At 71.0% G+C, this 17,052-nt stretch carries 16 protein-coding genes and 1 pseudogene; 8 read left to right on the forward strand and 9 right to left on the reverse strand.

The window, feature by feature from the left end:
- Positions 1 to 31 precede the first annotated feature (31 nt).
- The gene (locus tag ACFWWR_RS07455; protein WP_384302419.1) at positions 32 to 1,633 is read right to left on the reverse strand and encodes a GMC family oxidoreductase; all 1,602 of its coding nucleotides are present in this window, start codon (positions 1,631 to 1,633) and stop codon (positions 32 to 34) included.
- On the reverse strand, positions 1,630 to 2,523 hold the full coding sequence (locus tag ACFWWR_RS07460) for a crotonase/enoyl-CoA hydratase family protein (protein WP_384302421.1): 894 nt from the start codon (positions 2,521 to 2,523) through the stop codon (positions 1,630 to 1,632). Before ACFWWR_RS07460 ends, ACFWWR_RS07455 begins: the two co-directional genes overlap by 4 nt.
- 95 nt (positions 2,524 to 2,618) lie before the next feature.
- Between ACFWWR_RS07460 and ACFWWR_RS07465 the strand changes: the two genes are divergently transcribed.
- The 3 genes from ACFWWR_RS07465 to ACFWWR_RS07475 are packed head-to-tail and all read left to right on the forward strand — an operon-like array spanning position 2,619 to position 5,578.
- The gene (locus tag ACFWWR_RS07465) at positions 2,619 to 3,416 is read left to right on the forward strand and encodes an enoyl-CoA hydratase/isomerase family protein (RefSeq protein WP_384302423.1); all 798 of its coding nucleotides are present in this window, start codon (positions 2,619 to 2,621) and stop codon (positions 3,414 to 3,416) included.
- A gap of 3 nt (positions 3,417 to 3,419) precedes the next feature.
- Positions 3,420 to 4,556: an acyl-CoA dehydrogenase family protein gene (locus tag ACFWWR_RS07470; protein WP_384302425.1), complete on the forward strand. Its 1,137-nt coding sequence runs from the start codon at positions 3,420 to 3,422 to the stop codon at positions 4,554 to 4,556.
- On the forward strand, positions 4,553 to 5,578 hold the full coding sequence (locus tag ACFWWR_RS07475) for a TIGR03617 family F420-dependent LLM class oxidoreductase (protein WP_384302427.1): 1,026 nt from the start codon (positions 4,553 to 4,555) through the stop codon (positions 5,576 to 5,578). Before ACFWWR_RS07470 ends, ACFWWR_RS07475 begins: the two co-directional genes overlap by 4 nt.
- Positions 5,579 to 5,603: 25 nt before the next feature.
- Here ACFWWR_RS07475 and ACFWWR_RS07480 read toward each other — a convergent pair whose 3' ends face one another.
- The 7 genes and pseudogenes from ACFWWR_RS07480 to ACFWWR_RS07510 all read right to left on the reverse strand — a co-directional run bounded on the left by ACFWWR_RS07480 (position 5,604) and on the right by ACFWWR_RS07510 (position 12,748).
- Positions 5,604 to 6,392, reverse strand: coding sequence for a FadR/GntR family transcriptional regulator (locus tag ACFWWR_RS07480; RefSeq protein WP_384302429.1), 789 nt, complete (start codon positions 6,390 to 6,392; stop codon positions 5,604 to 5,606).
- 88 nt (positions 6,393 to 6,480) lie between these two features.
- A pseudogene (locus ACFWWR_RS07485) lies at positions 6,481 to 6,756 on the reverse strand (ATP-binding protein); the annotation flags it as partial.
- Positions 6,757 to 6,854: 98 nt separating this feature from the next.
- Complete coding sequence (locus ACFWWR_RS07490; RefSeq protein ID WP_383859808.1) at positions 6,855 to 7,250, reverse strand: Zn-ribbon domain-containing OB-fold protein; 396 nt, start codon at positions 7,248 to 7,250, stop codon at positions 6,855 to 6,857.
- Positions 7,247 to 8,398 (reverse strand): thiolase family protein, encoded by a 1,152-nt coding sequence (locus tag ACFWWR_RS07495; protein WP_383859805.1) that lies wholly within the window; start codon positions 8,396 to 8,398, stop codon positions 7,247 to 7,249. The genes ACFWWR_RS07490 and ACFWWR_RS07495 overlap by 4 nt, the downstream gene beginning before the upstream one ends.
- A 4-nt stretch (positions 8,399 to 8,402) precedes the next feature.
- A complete protein-coding gene (locus ACFWWR_RS07500; RefSeq protein WP_383859802.1) occupies positions 8,403 to 9,977 on the reverse strand; it encodes an AMP-binding protein in 1,575 nt (524 codons plus the stop codon).
- A gap of 35 nt (positions 9,978 to 10,012) precedes the next feature.
- Positions 10,013 to 11,503, reverse strand: coding sequence for an aldehyde dehydrogenase family protein (locus tag ACFWWR_RS07505; RefSeq protein WP_384302431.1), 1,491 nt, complete (start codon positions 11,501 to 11,503; stop codon positions 10,013 to 10,015).
- Between the two features lie 102 nt (positions 11,504 to 11,605).
- Positions 11,606 to 12,748 (reverse strand): acyl-CoA dehydrogenase family protein, encoded by a 1,143-nt coding sequence (locus tag ACFWWR_RS07510; protein WP_384302433.1) that lies wholly within the window; start codon positions 12,746 to 12,748, stop codon positions 11,606 to 11,608.
- An 85-nt stretch (positions 12,749 to 12,833) separates the two neighbouring features.
- On the opposite strand from ACFWWR_RS07510, the gene ACFWWR_RS07515 reads away from it, so the two are divergent.
- The 5 genes from ACFWWR_RS07515 to ACFWWR_RS07535 all read left to right on the forward strand — a co-directional run bounded on the left by ACFWWR_RS07515 (position 12,834) and on the right by ACFWWR_RS07535 (position 17,036).
- Positions 12,834 to 13,589, forward strand: coding sequence for an SDR family NAD(P)-dependent oxidoreductase (locus tag ACFWWR_RS07515; RefSeq protein WP_384302435.1), 756 nt, complete (start codon positions 12,834 to 12,836; stop codon positions 13,587 to 13,589).
- A gap of 1 nt (position 13,590) precedes the next feature.
- Positions 13,591 to 14,370, forward strand: coding sequence for an enoyl-CoA hydratase/isomerase family protein (locus tag ACFWWR_RS07520; RefSeq protein WP_383859790.1), 780 nt, complete (start codon positions 13,591 to 13,593; stop codon positions 14,368 to 14,370).
- Positions 14,371 to 14,431: 61 nt separating this feature from the next.
- Positions 14,432 to 15,586, forward strand: coding sequence for a CaiB/BaiF CoA transferase family protein (locus ACFWWR_RS07525; protein WP_383859787.1), 1,155 nt, complete (start codon positions 14,432 to 14,434; stop codon positions 15,584 to 15,586).
- 23 nt (positions 15,587 to 15,609) lie between these two features.
- On the forward strand, positions 15,610 to 16,521 hold the full coding sequence (locus tag ACFWWR_RS07530; RefSeq protein WP_383859784.1) for an SDR family NAD(P)-dependent oxidoreductase: 912 nt from the start codon (positions 15,610 to 15,612) through the stop codon (positions 16,519 to 16,521).
- The gene (locus ACFWWR_RS07535) at positions 16,518 to 17,036 is read left to right on the forward strand and encodes a DoxX family protein (RefSeq protein ID WP_384302437.1); all 519 of its coding nucleotides are present in this window, start codon (positions 16,518 to 16,520) and stop codon (positions 17,034 to 17,036) included. The genes ACFWWR_RS07530 and ACFWWR_RS07535 overlap by 4 nt, the downstream gene beginning before the upstream one ends.
- Positions 17,037 to 17,052: the final 16 nt, after the last annotated feature.

The raw sequence follows: 17,052 nt of genomic DNA on the forward strand, positions 1-17,052 counted from the left end.
CAATGTTTCGGCCAGATCTCCCGGTGCGGGATCAGACCGCCCCCAGGATGAGGTCGGCCGCCCTCCACGCCATGGCCGTGATCGGTGCGTTGAGGTTGCCGGACACCATGGTCGGCATGACCGAGCAGTCGACGACCCGCAGGCCCTCGACACCGCGTACGCGCAGCCGGGCGTCGACGACGTCGTCGTCGGCCGGGCCCATGGCGCAGGTGCCGATGGCGTGGTAGCCGCAGCGTCCCTGGTCGAGACCGGCGTCGATGATGTCCTGGTCGTCGCGGACCTCGGGGCCCGGCAGCGTCTCGGCGGTGATCCGGCCGGCGATCGGATCGGCCTCGAAGAGTTGCCGCATGCGCCGGAAGAGGGCGGTCCCCACCGTGCGGTCGTGGTCGGTGCCGTAGTAGTTCGGCGTGATCGTGAGAGGGGCGTCGGGGTCGGCCGACGTGATGTGCAGGCTGCCCTCGGCGGTGGGGCGCAGGATGTAGCCGAGGCCCATCACCCCGGGCTCGCGTTCCACGCCGGTCTCCTCGCCGGGGACGTCGGGCAGCAGGGACACCGGCGCGATGAGCAACTGGGCGTCAGGGCGGGCGAGTTCGGGACGGGTCTTGAAGAAGGCGATGACGTCGAAGGCGGGCGCGGCCAGCGGCCCACGGCGGGTGGCCAGGTATCTCACCCCCGACAGGGCCTGCCGCAGCGGAGTGCTCAGCGCCTTGTTGTAGCCGAGGTCGTCCTTCAACCGGTACTGGACGACGAAGCAGCGGTGTTCGCGCATCCGGCCGCCCACGTGCGGGCTGTCGACCAGGATGTCGACGCCGGCCGATTTCAGCGTCTCGGCCGGGCCGATGCCGGACAGCTGGAGGATCTTGGGCGTGGCGATGCTGCCGGCGGAGAGGATCACCTCGCGCCGAGCCCGGAAGTCGGTCTCCAGGTCGTTGCTGCGGGCGTGCACTCCGACGGCTCTGCCGTGCTCGGCGAGGACGCGCGTCACGAGGGTGTCCACCACCACGGTCAGGTTCGGCCGGTCCGCGACGGGGTGCAGGAAGGCGCGGGCGGCGCTGAACCGCTGCCCCTTCTTGATGGTGGCCATGGCGTAGCCGATACGTTCGTCGTCGCTCGCGTTCAGGTCGTCGGTGCGACGCCAGCCGAGTCCGGTGCCGGCGGCGATCGCCTCCTCGCAGAGCGGCTCCGGCTCCGGTGCCGTCGAGATGTGCAGCGGGCCGCCCGCGCCCCGGACCTGGGAGGCGCCGAGCGCGTTGTCCTCGATCCGCTTGAAGACCGGCAGCATGGAGTCCCAGCCCCAGCCCGGGTTGCCGAGCCGCTCCAGCTCGTCGTAGTCGGCGCGGTCACCGCGGTTGTAGACCATGCCGTTGACCGAGCTGGATCCGCCGAGGGTCCGGCCCCGGGCCCAGTGCTCGACGCGGCGGCTCGGGCCCACCGGCTCGACCGGGTAGTGCCAGGCGAACCGGGAATCGCCCAGCAGCTTGCCGAACCCCTTGGGCATCCTGATCAGCGGTGTGGAGTCCCGGCCGCCCGCCTCGATCAGCAGCACGGACGTCTTCGGGTCCTCGGAGAGACGTCCCGCGAGCACGCAGCCCGCGGAACCCGCGCCCACCACGATGTAGTCGAACGTCGTCATCGCTGACCCTCCGGCGCCGGTGCCTGCTCCTCGAGGGGGCGGAACTCCTCCTCCTGCCACCAGGGGTAGAGGGGTGGCATGTCCTTGCTGACCCGGCCCGGGAATGCGGGCGGCCGTTTGGCGAGGAACGACTGGACGCCCTCCACGGGGTCCGGGCCGCCGCCGATCTGGCTCATGATCCGCGAGTCGAGCCGGTGGGCGGCCATCGGGTGCGGCTCGCCCAGCATCCGCCACATCATCTGGCGGGAGAGGGCGACCGAGATCGCGGAGGTGTTCTCGGCGATCTCCCGGGCGAGCGCGTACGCCGCCGGCAGCAGCTCCTCCGGCGGGTGCACGGAGCGGACCAGGCCGGCCGCGAGAGCCTCCTCGGGGCCGAAGACGCGGCCGGTCGCCACCCATTCCATGGCCCGCTGCATACCCACCGCCCGGGGCAGGAACCAGCTCGCCGCCGACTCCGGCACGATGCCGCGGCGGGCGAAGACGAAGCCGAACTTCGACGAGGTCGACGCCAGCCGGATGTCCATGGGCAGGGTCATGCTGGCTCCGACACCCGCCGCCGGGCCGTTGATCGCCGCGATCACCGGCTTGGTGCTGGAGAAGATCCGCAGCGCCACCCGGCCGCCGGTGTCCCGGTGCCAGGCGCCTGCCTTGCGGTGGTCGAAGGAGGAGCCGCCGGAGCTGACGTCGGCGCCCGCACAGAAGCCGCGTCCGGCGCCGGTCACCACGATCACGCGGATGTCGTCGTCGGCGTCGGCCGCGTCCAGGACGTCGAGCAGGTCGGCCATCATCCGCGGGTTGAAGGCGTTGAGTTTCTCGGGCCGGTTGAGGGTGACGGTGAGGATCCGGTCCGCCACCTCGGCCCGCACGGTCTCGTACTCCTGCTCCGGCATACGCGTCCTCCGTCACTCCAGCGAGCCGTTTCCAGAAAGCTTAATTAGTTATAGCATTCAACTCTACTGACCCGTTCCTGACCGATGGATGACTGATGGCGGTGGAGATGACCGACCTGGTGGTGACGGCTGTCGGGCCGGTCCGGCTGATCGAGCTGAACCGGCCGGACCAGCTCAACTCGATGAGCGAGGAACTGCACTCCTCCCTCGCGTCCCTCTGGGACTCGCTCGCCGCCGACCCGGAGGCCCGGGTGGTCGTCCTCACCGGGCGCGGCCGGGCGTTCAGCGCCGGGGGCAACTTCGACATCATGACCCGGGTCCAGCGCGACCGCGCCTTCCGGGAACGCAACGTCGACGAGGCGCGGCGGATCATCACCGGCATGGTCCGCTGCCCGCTGCCGGTGATCGCGGCCGTCAACGGGCCCGCGGTGGGCCTGGGATGCAGCCTCGCCCTGCTGAGCGACCTCGTCCTCATCGCCGACGACGCCCATCTCGCCGACCCGCACGTCCAGGTCGGGCTCGTCGCCGGTGACGGCGGCGCTCTCGTCCTGCCGTTGCTGGTCGGCCTGACCCGCGCGAAGGAACTGCTGTTCCTCGGCGACCGGGTGAGCGCCGAGGAGGCGGTCCGGCTGGGCATCGCCAACCGCTCCGTGCCGAAGGACAAGCTCCTGGACGAGGCCATGGACCTCGCGGGACGGCTGGCCGCCCTGCCCGCGCAGGCGCTGCGCGAGACCAAGCGTGCGGTCAACCTCCACCTGGAACAGGCGCTCGCCACCGTGCTGGAACCCGCCCTGCTCGCCGAGCAGGAGACCATGCACTCGCCGGACCACATCGCCGCCGTCGAGAAGATCATCGTGTCCCGCAGTCGCCGCCGGACCGCCGGGGAGGGCTGAGGCATGGACTTCGCGTTCAGCGAGGAGCAGGCCGAACTGGGGCGCACGGTGCGGGCGTTCCTGGCGGACACCTCGCCGGAGACCGAGGTGCGGCGCCTGATGGAGACGTCCGAGGGCTTCGACCGGGTGCTGTGGCGCCGGATGGGGACGGAGCTCGGGCTGCAGGGGCTGGCGGTCCCCGAGGAGTACGGCGGTGCCGGGTGCGGGCCGGTCGAAGTGGGCGTGGTGATGGAGGAGATGGGCCGTGCGCTGCTGTGCGCGCCGTTCCTGTCCTCGGCCGTGCTGGCGACGACCACGCTGCTGCGCTGCGCCGACGAGGACGCCCGCAAGCGCCTGTTGCCGGGCCTGGCCTCCGGCGAACTCGTCGGGACACTCGCCCTGACCGAGGACTCCGCCCGCTGGGACGCGGCGGGGGTCCGGCTCACCGCTCGTGAAGGCAACGGGAGTTGGCTGCTGACCGGGCACAAGATGTTCGTCCTGGACGGTGCCACCGCCGATGTCGTCCTCACCGTCGCCCGCACCGAAGACGGCATCGGGGTGTTCTGCGTGGAGGGCGACGCGGCCGGCCTGACCCGTGAGCCGCTGCCCACGATGGACCCGACCCGCCGGCAGGCGCGCCTCGACTACCAGGACGTGCCGGCGACCCGGCTGCGCACGCACGGCGACGGATGGGACCTGGTGTCGGAGGTGCTCGACCGGGCCGCGGTGGCGCTGGCCGCCGAGCAGGTCGGTGTGGCCTCCCGCGCACTCGACATGGCGGTGGACTACGCCAAGGTGCGGCACCAGTTCGGGCGGCCGATCGGCTCCTTCCAGGCCGTGAAGCATCTGCTCGCCGACGTCCTCCTCGAGGTGGAGTCGGCGCGCGCCGCCGCGCACTACGCCCTGCTCGCCGCCGAGAACGAGGACCCGGAGCTGCCCGCGGTGGCCAGCCTGGCCAAGGCGTTCTGCTCCGAGGCCTGTCTGCAGGCAACCGAGGAGAACATCCAGGTGCACGGCGGCATCGGTTTCACCTGGGAGCACCCGGCCCACCTCCATCTGAAGCGGGCCAAGACGTCACAGCTGCTGTTCGGGGATCCGGCGTACCACCGGGAGCTGCTCGCACGGAGAATCGGCATGGAAACGGACAAGGGAGCGGCATGAAGGTCGACGGCAAGCTCAACGTGTGGAGCACCACGGAGGTCGTGGAGGAGGCCAGGCACCACGAGAAGGCCGGCTACGACGGCCTGTGGGCGTCGGAGTCCAAGCACGACCCCTTCCTGCCGCTGGTGCTGGCGGCCGAGCACACCGACCGCCTCGAGGTGGGGACGGCCATCGCCGTGGCCTTCGCCCGCTCCCCCATGCAGCTCGCGTACACCGCGCACGACCTGCAGACCTACGCGGGCGGCCGTTTCTCGCTCGGTCTCGGCAGCCAGATCAAGCCGCACATCGAGCGGCGCTTCGACATGCCGTGGAGCCGGCCCGCGGCCCGCATGCGGGAGTACGTGAGCGCGCTGCACGCCATCTGGTCGGCCTGGAACGAGGGCGGGAAGCTCAACTTCCGCGGCGACTTCTATTCGCACACCCTGATGTCGCCCTTCTTCTCTCCCCCGCCCGCTCCCGGCGGCGCCCCCAAGGTGTTCGTGGCCGCGGTCGGTCAGGCGATGACCAAGGTGGCGGGCGAGGTCGCCGACGGGCTCCTCGCGCACGGCTTCACCACCGAGCGGTACCTGCGGGAGGTGACCCTGCCGACCGTGGAGGCGGGGCTCGCCACGTCCGGCCGTACGCGCGCCGACTTCGCCGTCTCCCATCTGCTGCTGACCGCGACCGGCCGCACGGAGGAGGAGATGGCCCGCGCGATCGACGGCACCCGTGGACAGATCGCCTTCTACGGCAGTACGCCCGCCTATCGCGGGGTTCTGGAGCTGCACGGCTGGGGCGAACTCGGCGACGAGCTGCACGCGTTGTCGACGTCCCGGCGCGAGGACAAGTGGGAGGCGATGAGCCGCCTCGTCGACGACGAGGTGCTGCACACCTTCGCGGTCGTGGCGGAACCGGAGCGGGTCGCGGGTGAGATCCGGCGACGGTACGGGGCGCTGGTCGACCGGGTGTCCTTCTACACGGCGTACGAGATCGACGCCGAGGTGTGGGAGCCCATCGTCCAGGAGTTGCGCACACCCGAGTGACGCTCAGCCGAGCAGGTGTGGGACGTCAGCCGAGCAGGTCCAGGACGGTGGTCATGGACCTGTTCTGCAGCAGGTAGTCCTCGGCCTCCTGGAGGTGGAGGCGCCACAGTTCCTCGGCGGCCTCGGTCCGGCGCGCGGCCACCAGTTCGACGAGCGCGCCGTGGGCGCGGAAGCCCCGGCGGTTGGCCCGTATGTTCTCGGGGCTGCCGGCGTCGAGGTCGACGTGGGACCAGTTCGCCTGGTCGATGATGTTCCGGACCATGCCGTTGAGGACGCTCAGCGTCTCGTTGCCCGCCAGTTCGACGACCAGGGCGTGGAACTCCATGTGGGCGCGGATGAAGGCCGACGGATCGTCCATCAGCGCCTCGGCCTCGGCGACCGCGGCTCGCAGCCGCTCCAGGTCCTCGTCCGTGCGCCCCGCGGCCAGCAGACCGGCGCACGGTGCCTCGATGACCGTACGGGCGTCGTAGACGTCCTTGAGGGTCGTGCCCCGGTATTCGAGGACCACGCCGGCGTACCGGGCCGCGACCGTGCCTTCCGGGGTCTGCACCCGTGCGCCGCCCCGGGCGCCCCGGCGCACGCTGATCAGCGACTCCGACTCCAGCACCCGGAACGCCTCACGCAGCGTCGGCCGGGAGACGGCGAACTCCGCCATCAGCGCCGACTCGGCCGGCAGCGCCTCGCCCTCGGTCAGCTCCCCGCGCACGATCTTGCGGCGCAGCTGTGCCGCCACCAGCTCGGCCATCTTGGGGACGCGGACCTTGACACCGTTCACCCCGCCACCGCCACCGCCCTGCCGCCCCGCCGCACTCATCACCGGGCCCACCTCCGTCCGACCCACAGGTGCGGGACACAGCCCGAGCACCGGGTAGACGGTCAACTCTACTAGATAACTGATTGAACTAGGTTACCGAGTTCGCGGCAATGAGATGATCGGCCAGCGCGAGCAGCAGATCGCGGCCGACCGACCGCTGCCGCATGCCCCCCATCACCAACGGGACTTCCGGGTCCAGGTCCAGCGCTTCGCGGATCTCCCACTCGTCGCGTTCCTGGCGGCCGTGGAAGCAGTTCACGCCGATCACGAACGGGATGCCGCGGCTCTCGAAGAAGTCGATGGACGCGAAGCTGGACTCCAGCCGCCGGGTGTCGGCGACGACCACCGCGCCGAGCGCGCCGTGCCGTGCCGTGCCGCACGATGACGCGCCGAAGCCATCTGGATACCACTATCTAAATACACTTTAGGGTGCTTCACAGGCATCGGTCTGAACCGATGCGATCAACATTCCGGCACGAAACAGGGCAGCGTGATCTCGTCCGTCAGGGGCCGGAAGTCGACGCGTACGCGCATCCCGATGCCGACGGCGTCCGGATCGCCGGCGTCGACGTGGGAGAGCAGGGTGCCGCCGTCGTCGAGGTCGATCACGGCGAGCGCGAAGGGCGTGTCGAAGCCGGGGCCCGGTGCGCGGTGCACCACGGTCACCGAGTAGACCGTCCCCCGGCCCCCGCTGGGCACGTACCGCCAGTCCGGCGCCATGCACCCGGGGCAGGCCGGCTCGGGGACGAAGAAGCGCAGGTCGCAGGTCGAGCAGTACGGGACGACCAGGTCGCCGCGTCGGGCCGCGTCCCAGAACGGTTCGGACAGTTCGGTGGGGACGGGTACGGGCCGGCTCATCGCATTCTCCCCAGCAGGCTCATCTCGTAGTGCTGCGCGCCGGAGCCGGCGTTGCCGACGACCGCCAGCTCGGCGCCCTCGACCTGGTGCACGGCGGTGCCGCGCAACTGCCGTACCGCCTCGACGACTTTGAGCGTCATCTGCTGCGTCCCGTTCCAGGCGTACGACAGACAGCCGCCGTCGGGGTTGACGGGATGCTTGCCGCCCACGGCGATGGCACCGCTGGCCGCCAGCGGACCGCCCTCGCCCTCGCCGCACAGTCCGAGTGCCTCCAACTGCCGGATGATCTCGAAGGAGTTGGGGTCGTACAGGGAGAAGACGTCCACTTCGTGGGGGCTGACGCCGGCCATGTCGTAGGCGCGGGACGCGGCGTCCCGGCCGAGCTGCCCGACCTCTCGGTACAGGGCCGGGTTGGCGTACGCGGCCTGGTGGTACTCCATGCCGCCACCGAGTACGGCGACGGCCGGGTGCGGCAGGTCGCGGGCCCGTTCGGCGGTCGTCACCACGAGTGCGGCGCCGCCCTCGCCGACGATGCAGCAGTCCAGCAGGTGGAAGGGCGTGGCCACCATCCGGGAGGCGAGGACGTCGTCGGCGGTGTACGGTCCGCGGCCGTACATCATCGCCTCCGGGTTGGTGGTGCCGTTGTTGCGGATCGTGGCGGCGACTTCGGCGAGCTGCCGGGACGTCGTCCCGTACTCGTGCATGTGCCGTGCCGCCACCAAGGCGAACTGGGCGACGACATAACTGCCCCACACGTCGGCGAACTCCAGTGGCACCCCGGCTCCGACAGGACCGGCTCCGCGCGAGACCAGCTTGCAGCCGCCGACGACGACGGTGTCCGCGTATCCGGCGCTGATGGCGGCGGCCGCCTTCAGCAGGCCCCGCGAGCCGGCGTTGTCGAGCATCGAGTCGCTGGTCCAGCGCAGGTCCCGGCCGAGCATCCGCGCCCAGGAGCTGCCCTCGCCGGGTACACCGCCCGGGCCGGGCCAGTCGACCTGGGCGCCGTCGACGTCGGCCGGGGTCAGTCCGGCGTCCGCGATCGCGCCGCGTACCGCTTCGAGGGCGAGGTCCATGGCGTCACGGTCGGGCAGCGTCAGCGCCTGCTCGGTGGCGTGCACGCCGACGACGACGGGTTGGCGGCCGTTCACGAGGTCACCGTCCCGCGCCGAGCGTGTCGCCGCCGGGATAACCGCCCCCGCCGAAGCGCTCGTCGAGCGCCTCGTAGTCCTTCGCGTAGTCCTTCGTGCGCGGCAGCGCCTCGACGAACTCGACCGTCTTCGGCTTCTTGTACGAGGCGATCCGCGCCCGGCAGTGCTCGATGACGTCCGCTGCCGTGACCCCGTCGGCGTCCTGGTGAAGCACCACCACCGCCTTCACGTCCTGCGCCCAGCGCTCGTTGGGCACACCGATCACGGCTGCCTCCTTCACCGCGGGGTGGGACTCGATGCAGTTCTCCACCTCGGCCGGGAAGATGTTCTCGGCCGCCGACTTCAGCATGCGGGTCGTCGTCCCGAGGAAGCTGATCGTGCCGTCGGGCTCGCGCCTGCCGAGGTCGGTGGTGTGCCACCAGCCGAAGCGGAAGCGTTCCTCGTTGATCTCGGGCCGGTTCCAGTAGCCGAGGTGCACGAGGTCGCCGCGGACGCAGATCTCGCCGGCCTCGCCGACCGCGCACTCCGTGCCGGTGCCGTCCAGGACGCGTACGGCGGTGAAGGGCCCGGGGCGTCCCGCGTTGCCCGCGCCCGCCCCGCCGTAGGCGCCGGTCACCGCGAAGCCGGTCACCTCGGTCTGCCCGTAGCCGCGGCCCTCACCGCCACCGTTGCGGGTGAAGCGGCTCTGGTCGGTGGGGACGGTGCCCTGCCACAGGGGTGCGGCGACACTCGCGCGCAGGTGGGAGAGGTCGTGGCGGGCCTCGCGGTTCAGCGCGACGAGTTGCGCGATGGTCGGGGGCATCAGGTAGGCGTGGGTGCACTGCTCCGCCGCAAGCAGCGGGAGGAGTTCCTCGGCGACCACACGGCGGACGACCACGTTCTTGCCGCCGTGGACGAAGGCCGGGACGCCCCAGAACTGGTAGTTGCCGATGTGGAACATGGGTCCGGCGCCGAGGAAGGCGGTCTCCGTGCCGATGTCCCCCATCCAGGCGCCGCTCGCGCCCATGGCCAGCAGGTTGCGGTGCGAGAGCATCGAGCCGGACTGTCGGCCGGAGATCGCCGCGGTGTAGATGACCAGGAGTGCCGCGTCGGGGTCGACCTCGGCGACGGGGTACTCGGGCGAGCCGGAGGCCAGGAAGGACTCGTAGGAGTCGGCGCCTTCGGAGTCGTGACGCAGCCACAACGCCCGGTGGTCGCTGCCGAGTTCGGCGCGCGCCTTGGCGACCGTGTCGCCGATCTCCTCGTCCTGCCAGACGACGACCTTGGGGTCGAAGTCCTCGACGGCGAAGGCCATCTCGGGGGCGGCCCAGCGCCAGTAGCCGGGACAGACCATGGCGCCGATCTTCGCGGCGGCGCCGAGCAGCTCCCAGATCCGGAAGGAGTTCTGGCCCAGCCACAGGATGCGGTCGCCGGAGCCGACGCCCGCGTCCGCGAGGGCGCCTGCGAGTCGGTTGGTGCGCTCATCCAGCTGGGGCCAGGTCAGCCGGACGTCGCCGTCGACGAGGGCGACTCCGTCGGGGAAGGACCTTCGGTGCTCACGGATGATGTCGCCGAACGTCAGGCGGCGGGCGGAATGCATGCTGTTGGCTCCAAAGGCTTGGAGAGGTGGGGCGGTCAGACGCGACCGATGCCCACGCCCTTGACGTTGATGAACTCGTCCAGACCGGCCTTGCCGCCTTCCCGCCCGAACCCGCTCATGCCGACACCGCCGAACGGCGTGGCGGGCGAAGTGATCGGATTCGGACCGGGGTTGACGTAGACCGTCCCGGCCTTCAGGCGCGGCACCAGGCGGTTGACGCGCGCGATGTCACGGGACTGGATGTAGGCGGACAGGCCGTACTCGCTGTCGTTGGCCAGGGCGACGGCCTGCTCCTCGCTGTCGAACGGGGTGATGGCCAGGACCGGGCCGAAGACCTCCTGCTGGGCGAGGTCGCTGCGGTTGTCGACGTCCGCGAAGACGGTCGGCGAGACGAAGTAGCCGTCGGAGTCGATGCGTTCGCCGCCGAACACGAGCCGGCCGGCGCCGTCCTCGACCGCCTTGTCGATCATGCCCTGGACGCGTTCGCGGGCGGCTTCGTTGATGAGGGGTCCGATGTACGTCGTCGGGTCGAGCGGGTCGCCCACGGGCAGGTGGGCGATCACACCGGTGACCCGCGCGATGACCTCCTCGTAGATCGGGCGCTCCACCAGGAGGCGGGTGGGCAGTGCGCAGCCCTGCCCGGTGTTGCTCATGGCGAAGGCCGCGCAGTACGGGACCACGGTGTCCAGGTCGGTGTCGGCGAAGAGCAGGTTGGCGGACTTGCCGCCGAGCTCGAACACGACCGGCTTGAGGCTCAGTGCCGCGTCGGCCATGATGCGGCGCGCGGTGGCGGGACCGCCGGTGAAGGAGATCTTGTCGACGCCGGGGTGGGTCACCAGGGCCGATCCCGCGTCGCCGAGCCCGGTGACGACGTTGATCACGCCCTCGGGGATGCCGGCCTCGCGGGCCAGGTCGGCGAAGAGCAGTGCGGAGAACGGCGTGGACTCGGCCGGTTTGATGACCACGGTGTTGCCGGCGGCGAGCGACGGCGGGACCTTCATCGCCAGTGACAGCGCGGGCGAGTTCCAGGTGATGATGTGGCCGATGACGCCGTACGGCTCGGCGATGGTGTACTCGACGTTCTCGTGCGGGCTGTAGGCCGCGCCGACCATGCCCTCGATCTTGTCGGCCCAGCCGGCGTAGTACTCGGTCCACTCGGCGACGTGCGGTCCGACGTTCTCCGCCCAGCCGCCGACGCACACGCCGTTCTCCAGCGGGCAGATCGCCGCGAAGTCGGGGACGTGGTCGCGCAGCAGTCCGGCGAAGCGGGTGAGCAGCCGGCGGCGCTCGGCGGGGCGCATGGTGCCCCACACCTCGAAGGCCTGGCGGGCGGCCGCCACGGCCTGGTCCACCTCGGTGGGCCCGGCGAGCGGGATGTGCGCCTGGATCAGGCCCGTCGCCGGGTTGCGGTGCTCGTGGAGTCCGCCGCTCGTGTCGGTGACGTCCTTGCCGCCGATGACCAGACGCGGCCGCGGCAGGTCGTGCTCAGCCCTGTCCTGGTGCAGCTTCACATCGACCGTGACCACGAATACCTCCTAGAGACCGCGCAACGCTGCGCACATCCAGGCTAAATAGCTAACCTATTTATCCAAGGTAGTCAATAAGTTCAGAACACCCCGGACCGTGGACTACAGGCCCAGCGACCGCCCGATGATCTCCAGCATGATCTCCGAGGTTCCGCCGAAGACCCGCTGCACCCGGCTGTCCCGCCAGATGCGGGCGATCTCGTACTCGTTGACGTAGCCGTAGCCGCCGAAGAGCTGCATGCAGCGGTCGATGACCTCCCAGCCGGTCTCGGAGGTCCAGTACTTGGCGGCGGCGGCCTCCTCGGCCGTCAGCTCGCCCTGGACCAGGGCCATGATGCAGCCGTCCACGTACACGCGGGCGGCGTTCAGCCTGGCCCTGACGTCGGCGAGCGCGAACCTGTTGGCCTGGAACTCCCCGATGGGCTGCCCGAAGGCCGTACGGGTCTTGGCGTAGTCCAGTGCCAGCTCGTAGGCCCGCTCGGCAGCCGCCAGCGAGGAGACGGCGATGGCGAGCCGCTCGGTCGGGAGGTTGCCCATCATGTGATAGAAACCGCGCCCCTCCTCTCCGATGAGATTCTCGGCCGGGACCCGGACCTCGTGGAAGAAGAGCTCGGCGGTGTCCTGGGCCTTCATCCCGACCTTGTCGAGCTTGCGCCCGCGCTCGAAGCCCTCGGTGCCGCGCTCGACGACGATCAGGCTGATGCCCTTGCGGCCCGCCTCCGGGTCGGTCTTGCAGGCGACGACGACGAGGTCGGCCAGGATGCCGTTGGTGATGAAGGTCTTGGAGCCGTCGATCACCCACTCGTCGCCGTCCCGGCGTGCGGTGGTGCGGATGCCCTTGAGGTCGGACCCTGCGGACGGCTCCGACAGCGCGAGGGCGCAGATCGTCTCGCCGCTGATCACGCCGGGCAGCCAGCGGGCCTTCTGCTCGGGTGTGGTGAGGTTCATCAGGTAGGGCGGGATGACGTCGTTCTGCAGCCCGAGCCCGATGCCGACCGAGCTGGTGGCCGCCATCTCCTCCGCCATGATCGCGTTGTAGCGGAAGTCCCGGATGTCCTGGCCGCCGTACTCCTCCGGGAACTGCCAGCCGATGAGTCCTGCCTTGCCCGCCGCCGCCCACGCGGCCCGGCTCACCTGGCCGTCGCGCTCCCACTGCTCGGCGTACGGGGCGCATTCGCGCAGGTAGAAGGTGCGGGCGGTCTCGCGGAACAGCTCGTGCTCCTCGGTGAAGATCGTTCGGCGCATGTTCGACTCCACTCACGCATCTCGCTTATTTAGCTGAAGTAGTTATACGATAGCGCTGTATCGGGACCTGGGCGAGGGAGGGCGCGTGAGCGTACGGGACAAGGTGGCACTCGTCACCGGAGCGGGACGCGGCATCGGCGAGGCGATCGCCGACCGGCTCGCCGCTCAGGGAGCCGCGGTCGCCGTCTGCGACCTGGACCCGGAGGCCGCCGCCAAGGTCGCGGGCCGACTCGTCGAGCGGTACGGAGTGCGGGCGACGGGGGTCGGCGCGGACATCTCCGACAGCGCGGCCGTGCACGCGGCCGTGGAGTGGGTGAGCGGCGAGCTCGGTCCGGTGGACGTACTGGTCAACAACGCGGCCGTCGATGTCATCGGCCGCTTCGTCGACAGCACCAAGGACACCTGGGACCGGATCATCGACGTCAATCTGCGCGGCACGATCACGGTGACCCGGGCGGTACTGGACTCGATGATCGAAAGCGGTGGCGGCCGGATCGTGCACATCGCCTCGGACGCCGGCCGCGTCGGCTCGTCCGGCGAGGTGGTGTACTCCGCGACGAAGGGCGGGGTCATCGCCTTCGGCAAGGCGCTGGCCCGCGAGGTCGCCAGGCACGGCATCACCGTCAACAGCGTCTGCCCGGGGCCGACCGACACCGCGCTGCTCGGACAGGTCGCCGACTACAGCCAGAAGATGTACGACGCCACGGTGCGGGCCATCCCGCTGCGCCGCGTCGCCCAGCCCGACGAGATCGCCGGTGTGGTGGCCTTCCTCGCGTCCGACGACGCCGCCTACATGACCGGGCAGACGCTCTCGGTCAGCGGCGGCCTCACGATGGTCTGAGGTGAGCACCGTGCTGCGTGTCGAACTCCGCGACCAAATCGCCGTGCTGACGCTCGACCGGCCGGGGCAGCTCAACGCCATCGGCTCCGAGACCGTGGAACAGCTGAAACAGGCCCTCGCCGACGTCCGCGACAACGACGACGTACGTGCCCTGGTCGTGACCGGTGCGGGACGGGCCTTCTCGGCCGGCGCCGACATCGGTGAGATCGAGTCCTGCACGACACCCGGGCAGTTCCGTGCCTTCGTGGGGCGCCTGACCGAGGCGTACGCGCTCCTGGAGGACTTCCCCAAACCGTCGGTCGCGGCCGTCCACGGGTTCGCCTTCGGCGGCGGTCTGGAGCTGGCCCTCTCCTGCGACCTGCGGGTCGCGGAGCGCGGCGCCCGGCTCGGCCTGCCCGAGATGAAGCTCGGCGTGCTGCCGGGCGCGGGCGGCACCCAGCGGCTGCCCCGCCTCGTACCACCGGCGATCGCCAAGCAGATGATCCTCACCGGCGAGCCGCTCGAAGCGGAGCGGGCTCACGCGCTCGGGCTGGTCAACGAACTGGCCGAGCCCGGCGGCGCGCTCAAGACCGCCGAAGCCCTGGCCGCGAAGCTGACGGCCGGGGCCCCGCTGGCGCTCGCGGCGGGCAAGCGGCTGATCGACTACGGACTCGGCATGGACCTGGAGGCGGCCATCGCGTACGAGCGCGAGACCGTCTCGGTGCTCTTCTGCACCGAGGACCGGGCCGAGGGACTCAAGGCCTTCCGGGAACGCCGACCGGGCGACTTCCGCGGCGTGTAGCAGGCGTGTCCAAGCGTGTGCAGGCGTGTGACAGGCACCCCGACAGATCTGGAGGTGGACCGTGCGGCCACTCGAAGGCATTGCCGTCGTCGAGCTGGGCATGTGGGTGGCGGCACCGGCCGCGGCCACCATGCTCGCCGACTGGGGCGCGGACGTGGTGAAGGTGGAGGCGCCGACCGGCGACCCCAACCGGTACACCCTCAAGCACGTCGGGCAGGACATCGACAGCGCGCCCCCGTTCGAGACCGACAACCGCGGCAAGCGCGGCATCGTCCTCGACCTGCGATCCCAGGAGGGCAAGGACGTACTGGAGCGGCTGCTGGAACGCGCCGACGTGTTCGTCACCAACCTCCGCCCGGGCGCCCTGGAGCGGCTGGGCCTCGCACCCGACGAGCTACGGGCTCGCCACCCCCGCCTGGTCGTCGGCACGTTGACGGGCTACGGCTGGACGGGCGCCGAGCGCGACCGCGCCGGGTACGACGTCTCCGCGTTCTGGGCCCGGCCGGGCATCGCCGCCATGCTCAACCCGGCCGGGGAGCCACCGCCCGGCATCCGGCCCGGCCTCGGCGACCGTACGGCCGCGGCCAACCTGGTCGCCGGCGTGCTGGCCGCGCTGCTGCGACGCGAACGCACCGGCGAGGGCGGGGTGGTGGACGTGTCCCTGCTCCGTTCCGGCACGTACGCCAACGGCAACGACCTCGCCCTGCAGAACTTCTTCGGCAAGCGCGGCCGTACCCGCCACCGCACCGAGCACGAGTCCCCTCTCTACAACTCCTACCGGGCCGCCGACGACCGCTGGTTCTGGCTGATCGGCCTGGAGGGCAACCGGCACTGGCCCGGTGTCGTCAAGGCGCTCGGCCGCGAGGACCTGGCGACGGACGAGCGGTTCGCGACCGGCAAGGCCCGGCGCGGCCACGTACGTGAGCTGATCGCCGTGTTCGACGAGGAGTTCGCGCAGCGGCCGCTGGACGAGTGGGCTGAGCGCTTCGACGCCGAGGGCGTGTGGTGGGCGCCCGTGCAGACCCTGGCGGAGGTGGCGGCCGACGCGCAGGCGGAGGCGGTCGGGGCGTTCGTCGAACAGCCGGGCATGGGTGACGCGCCGCCACTGCGGACCGTGGCCACGCCCGTCGCCTTCTGGGGCGTCGACGAGAAGCCGCGCGGCGGCGCACCGACCCTCGGCGAGCACACCGACGAAGTGCTCCGCGAACTCAACTGAACTCACATATCTGGAGGTACGGCGTGGGCATCCTCGACGACAAGGTCGCCATCGTCACCGGCGGCGGAAGAGGGCTTGGCAGGGCGCACTGTCTGGCGCTCGCCGAGGCCGGCGCGACCGTGGTGGTGAACGACCTCGGCTCGGGCATACACGGCGAGCAGACCGGCGACTCCCCCGCCGACGAGGTCGTCGCCGAGATCACCAAGCTCGGCGGCCGGGCGATCGCCGACCACTCCTCGGTGACCGACTGGGCGGCGACCGAGACCATGGTCGCGGACACCGTCGCGGAGTTCGGCCGCCTCGACATCGTCGTGAACAACGCGGGCATCGTGCGCGACCGCATGCTGTTCTCCATGACGGAGGCCGAGTTCGACACCGTCATCGCGGTGCACCTGAAGGGCACCTTCGCGCTCACCCGGCACGCGTGCGCGTACTGGCGCGAGGCGTCGAAGCGGGGCGAGCGGGTCAACGGCCGCGTGATCAACACGACCTCCGGGACCGGCCTGTTCGGCAACCAGGGCCAGTCCAACTACGGGGCCGCGAAGGCCGGCATCGCCGGGCTCACCGTCCTCACCGCCCTGGAGATGCGCCGCTACGGTGTGACCGCGAACGCCATCTCGCCGATCGCGGCCACGCGGATGACGGACGGGCTGGCCGTCGGCGAGTCCCTTAAGGCCGTCGAGGGCTTCGACCCGCGCGATCCCGCCAACGCCTCCGGTGTCGTCGTCTACCTGGCCTCCGACAGCGCGGCCTGGCTGACCGGCCAGGTCCTGCGCATCGAGGGCAACCGGCTCAACCGCCTGCAGGGCTGGACCGTGGCCGGCATCCACCCCAGCCAGTCCGGCCAGGCCCTCACCTACGAGGAACTCGTGGACGCGGTACCGCAGTTGTACGGCGCTGTGCCGGCGGGCCGGGCGACGGGCGTCGGCCAGTGAAGGGCCACGACGCCGCCGCCCTCGTGCTGCGCGCGACCCTCGGCCCGATGCTCTTCGCGCACGGCTGGAACAAGGTCGCCGGACCGGGCGGGCTCAAGGGCACCACGGGCTGGTTCGAGGCGCTGGGCCTCAAGCCGGCCGAGGTGCACGCCCGTATGGCGGCCGGCACCGAGATGGCCGCGGGCGTGGGCATCGCCCTGGGCGCGGCCAACCCGCTCCCCGCCGCGGCGGCCGTGGGCCTGATGACCGTGGCCGCGCGGACCGACCACCGCGGCAAGGGCTTCTTCGTCTTCAAGGGGGGCTGGGAGTACGTCGGTGTCGTGGGCGGCGCGGCCGTCGCACTGGCCGCCCTGGGCAACGGCCGGTACTCGCTCGACGGCCTGCTGCCCCGCCAACGCGCCGGCACGGGGCCCGCGTTGCTGGCGGCCGGGCTCGGCACGGTGAGCGCCACGGCGCTGCTGGCGCTGTGCTACCGGCCGGAGCAGAAGCCGGACAAGACCGAAACAGATCACTGAGTGCAACCAGGACTAT

Source organism: Streptomyces sp. NPDC058678 (assembly GCF_042714835.1).
Taxonomy (GTDB): domain Bacteria; phylum Actinomycetota; class Actinomycetes; order Streptomycetales; family Streptomycetaceae; genus Streptomyces.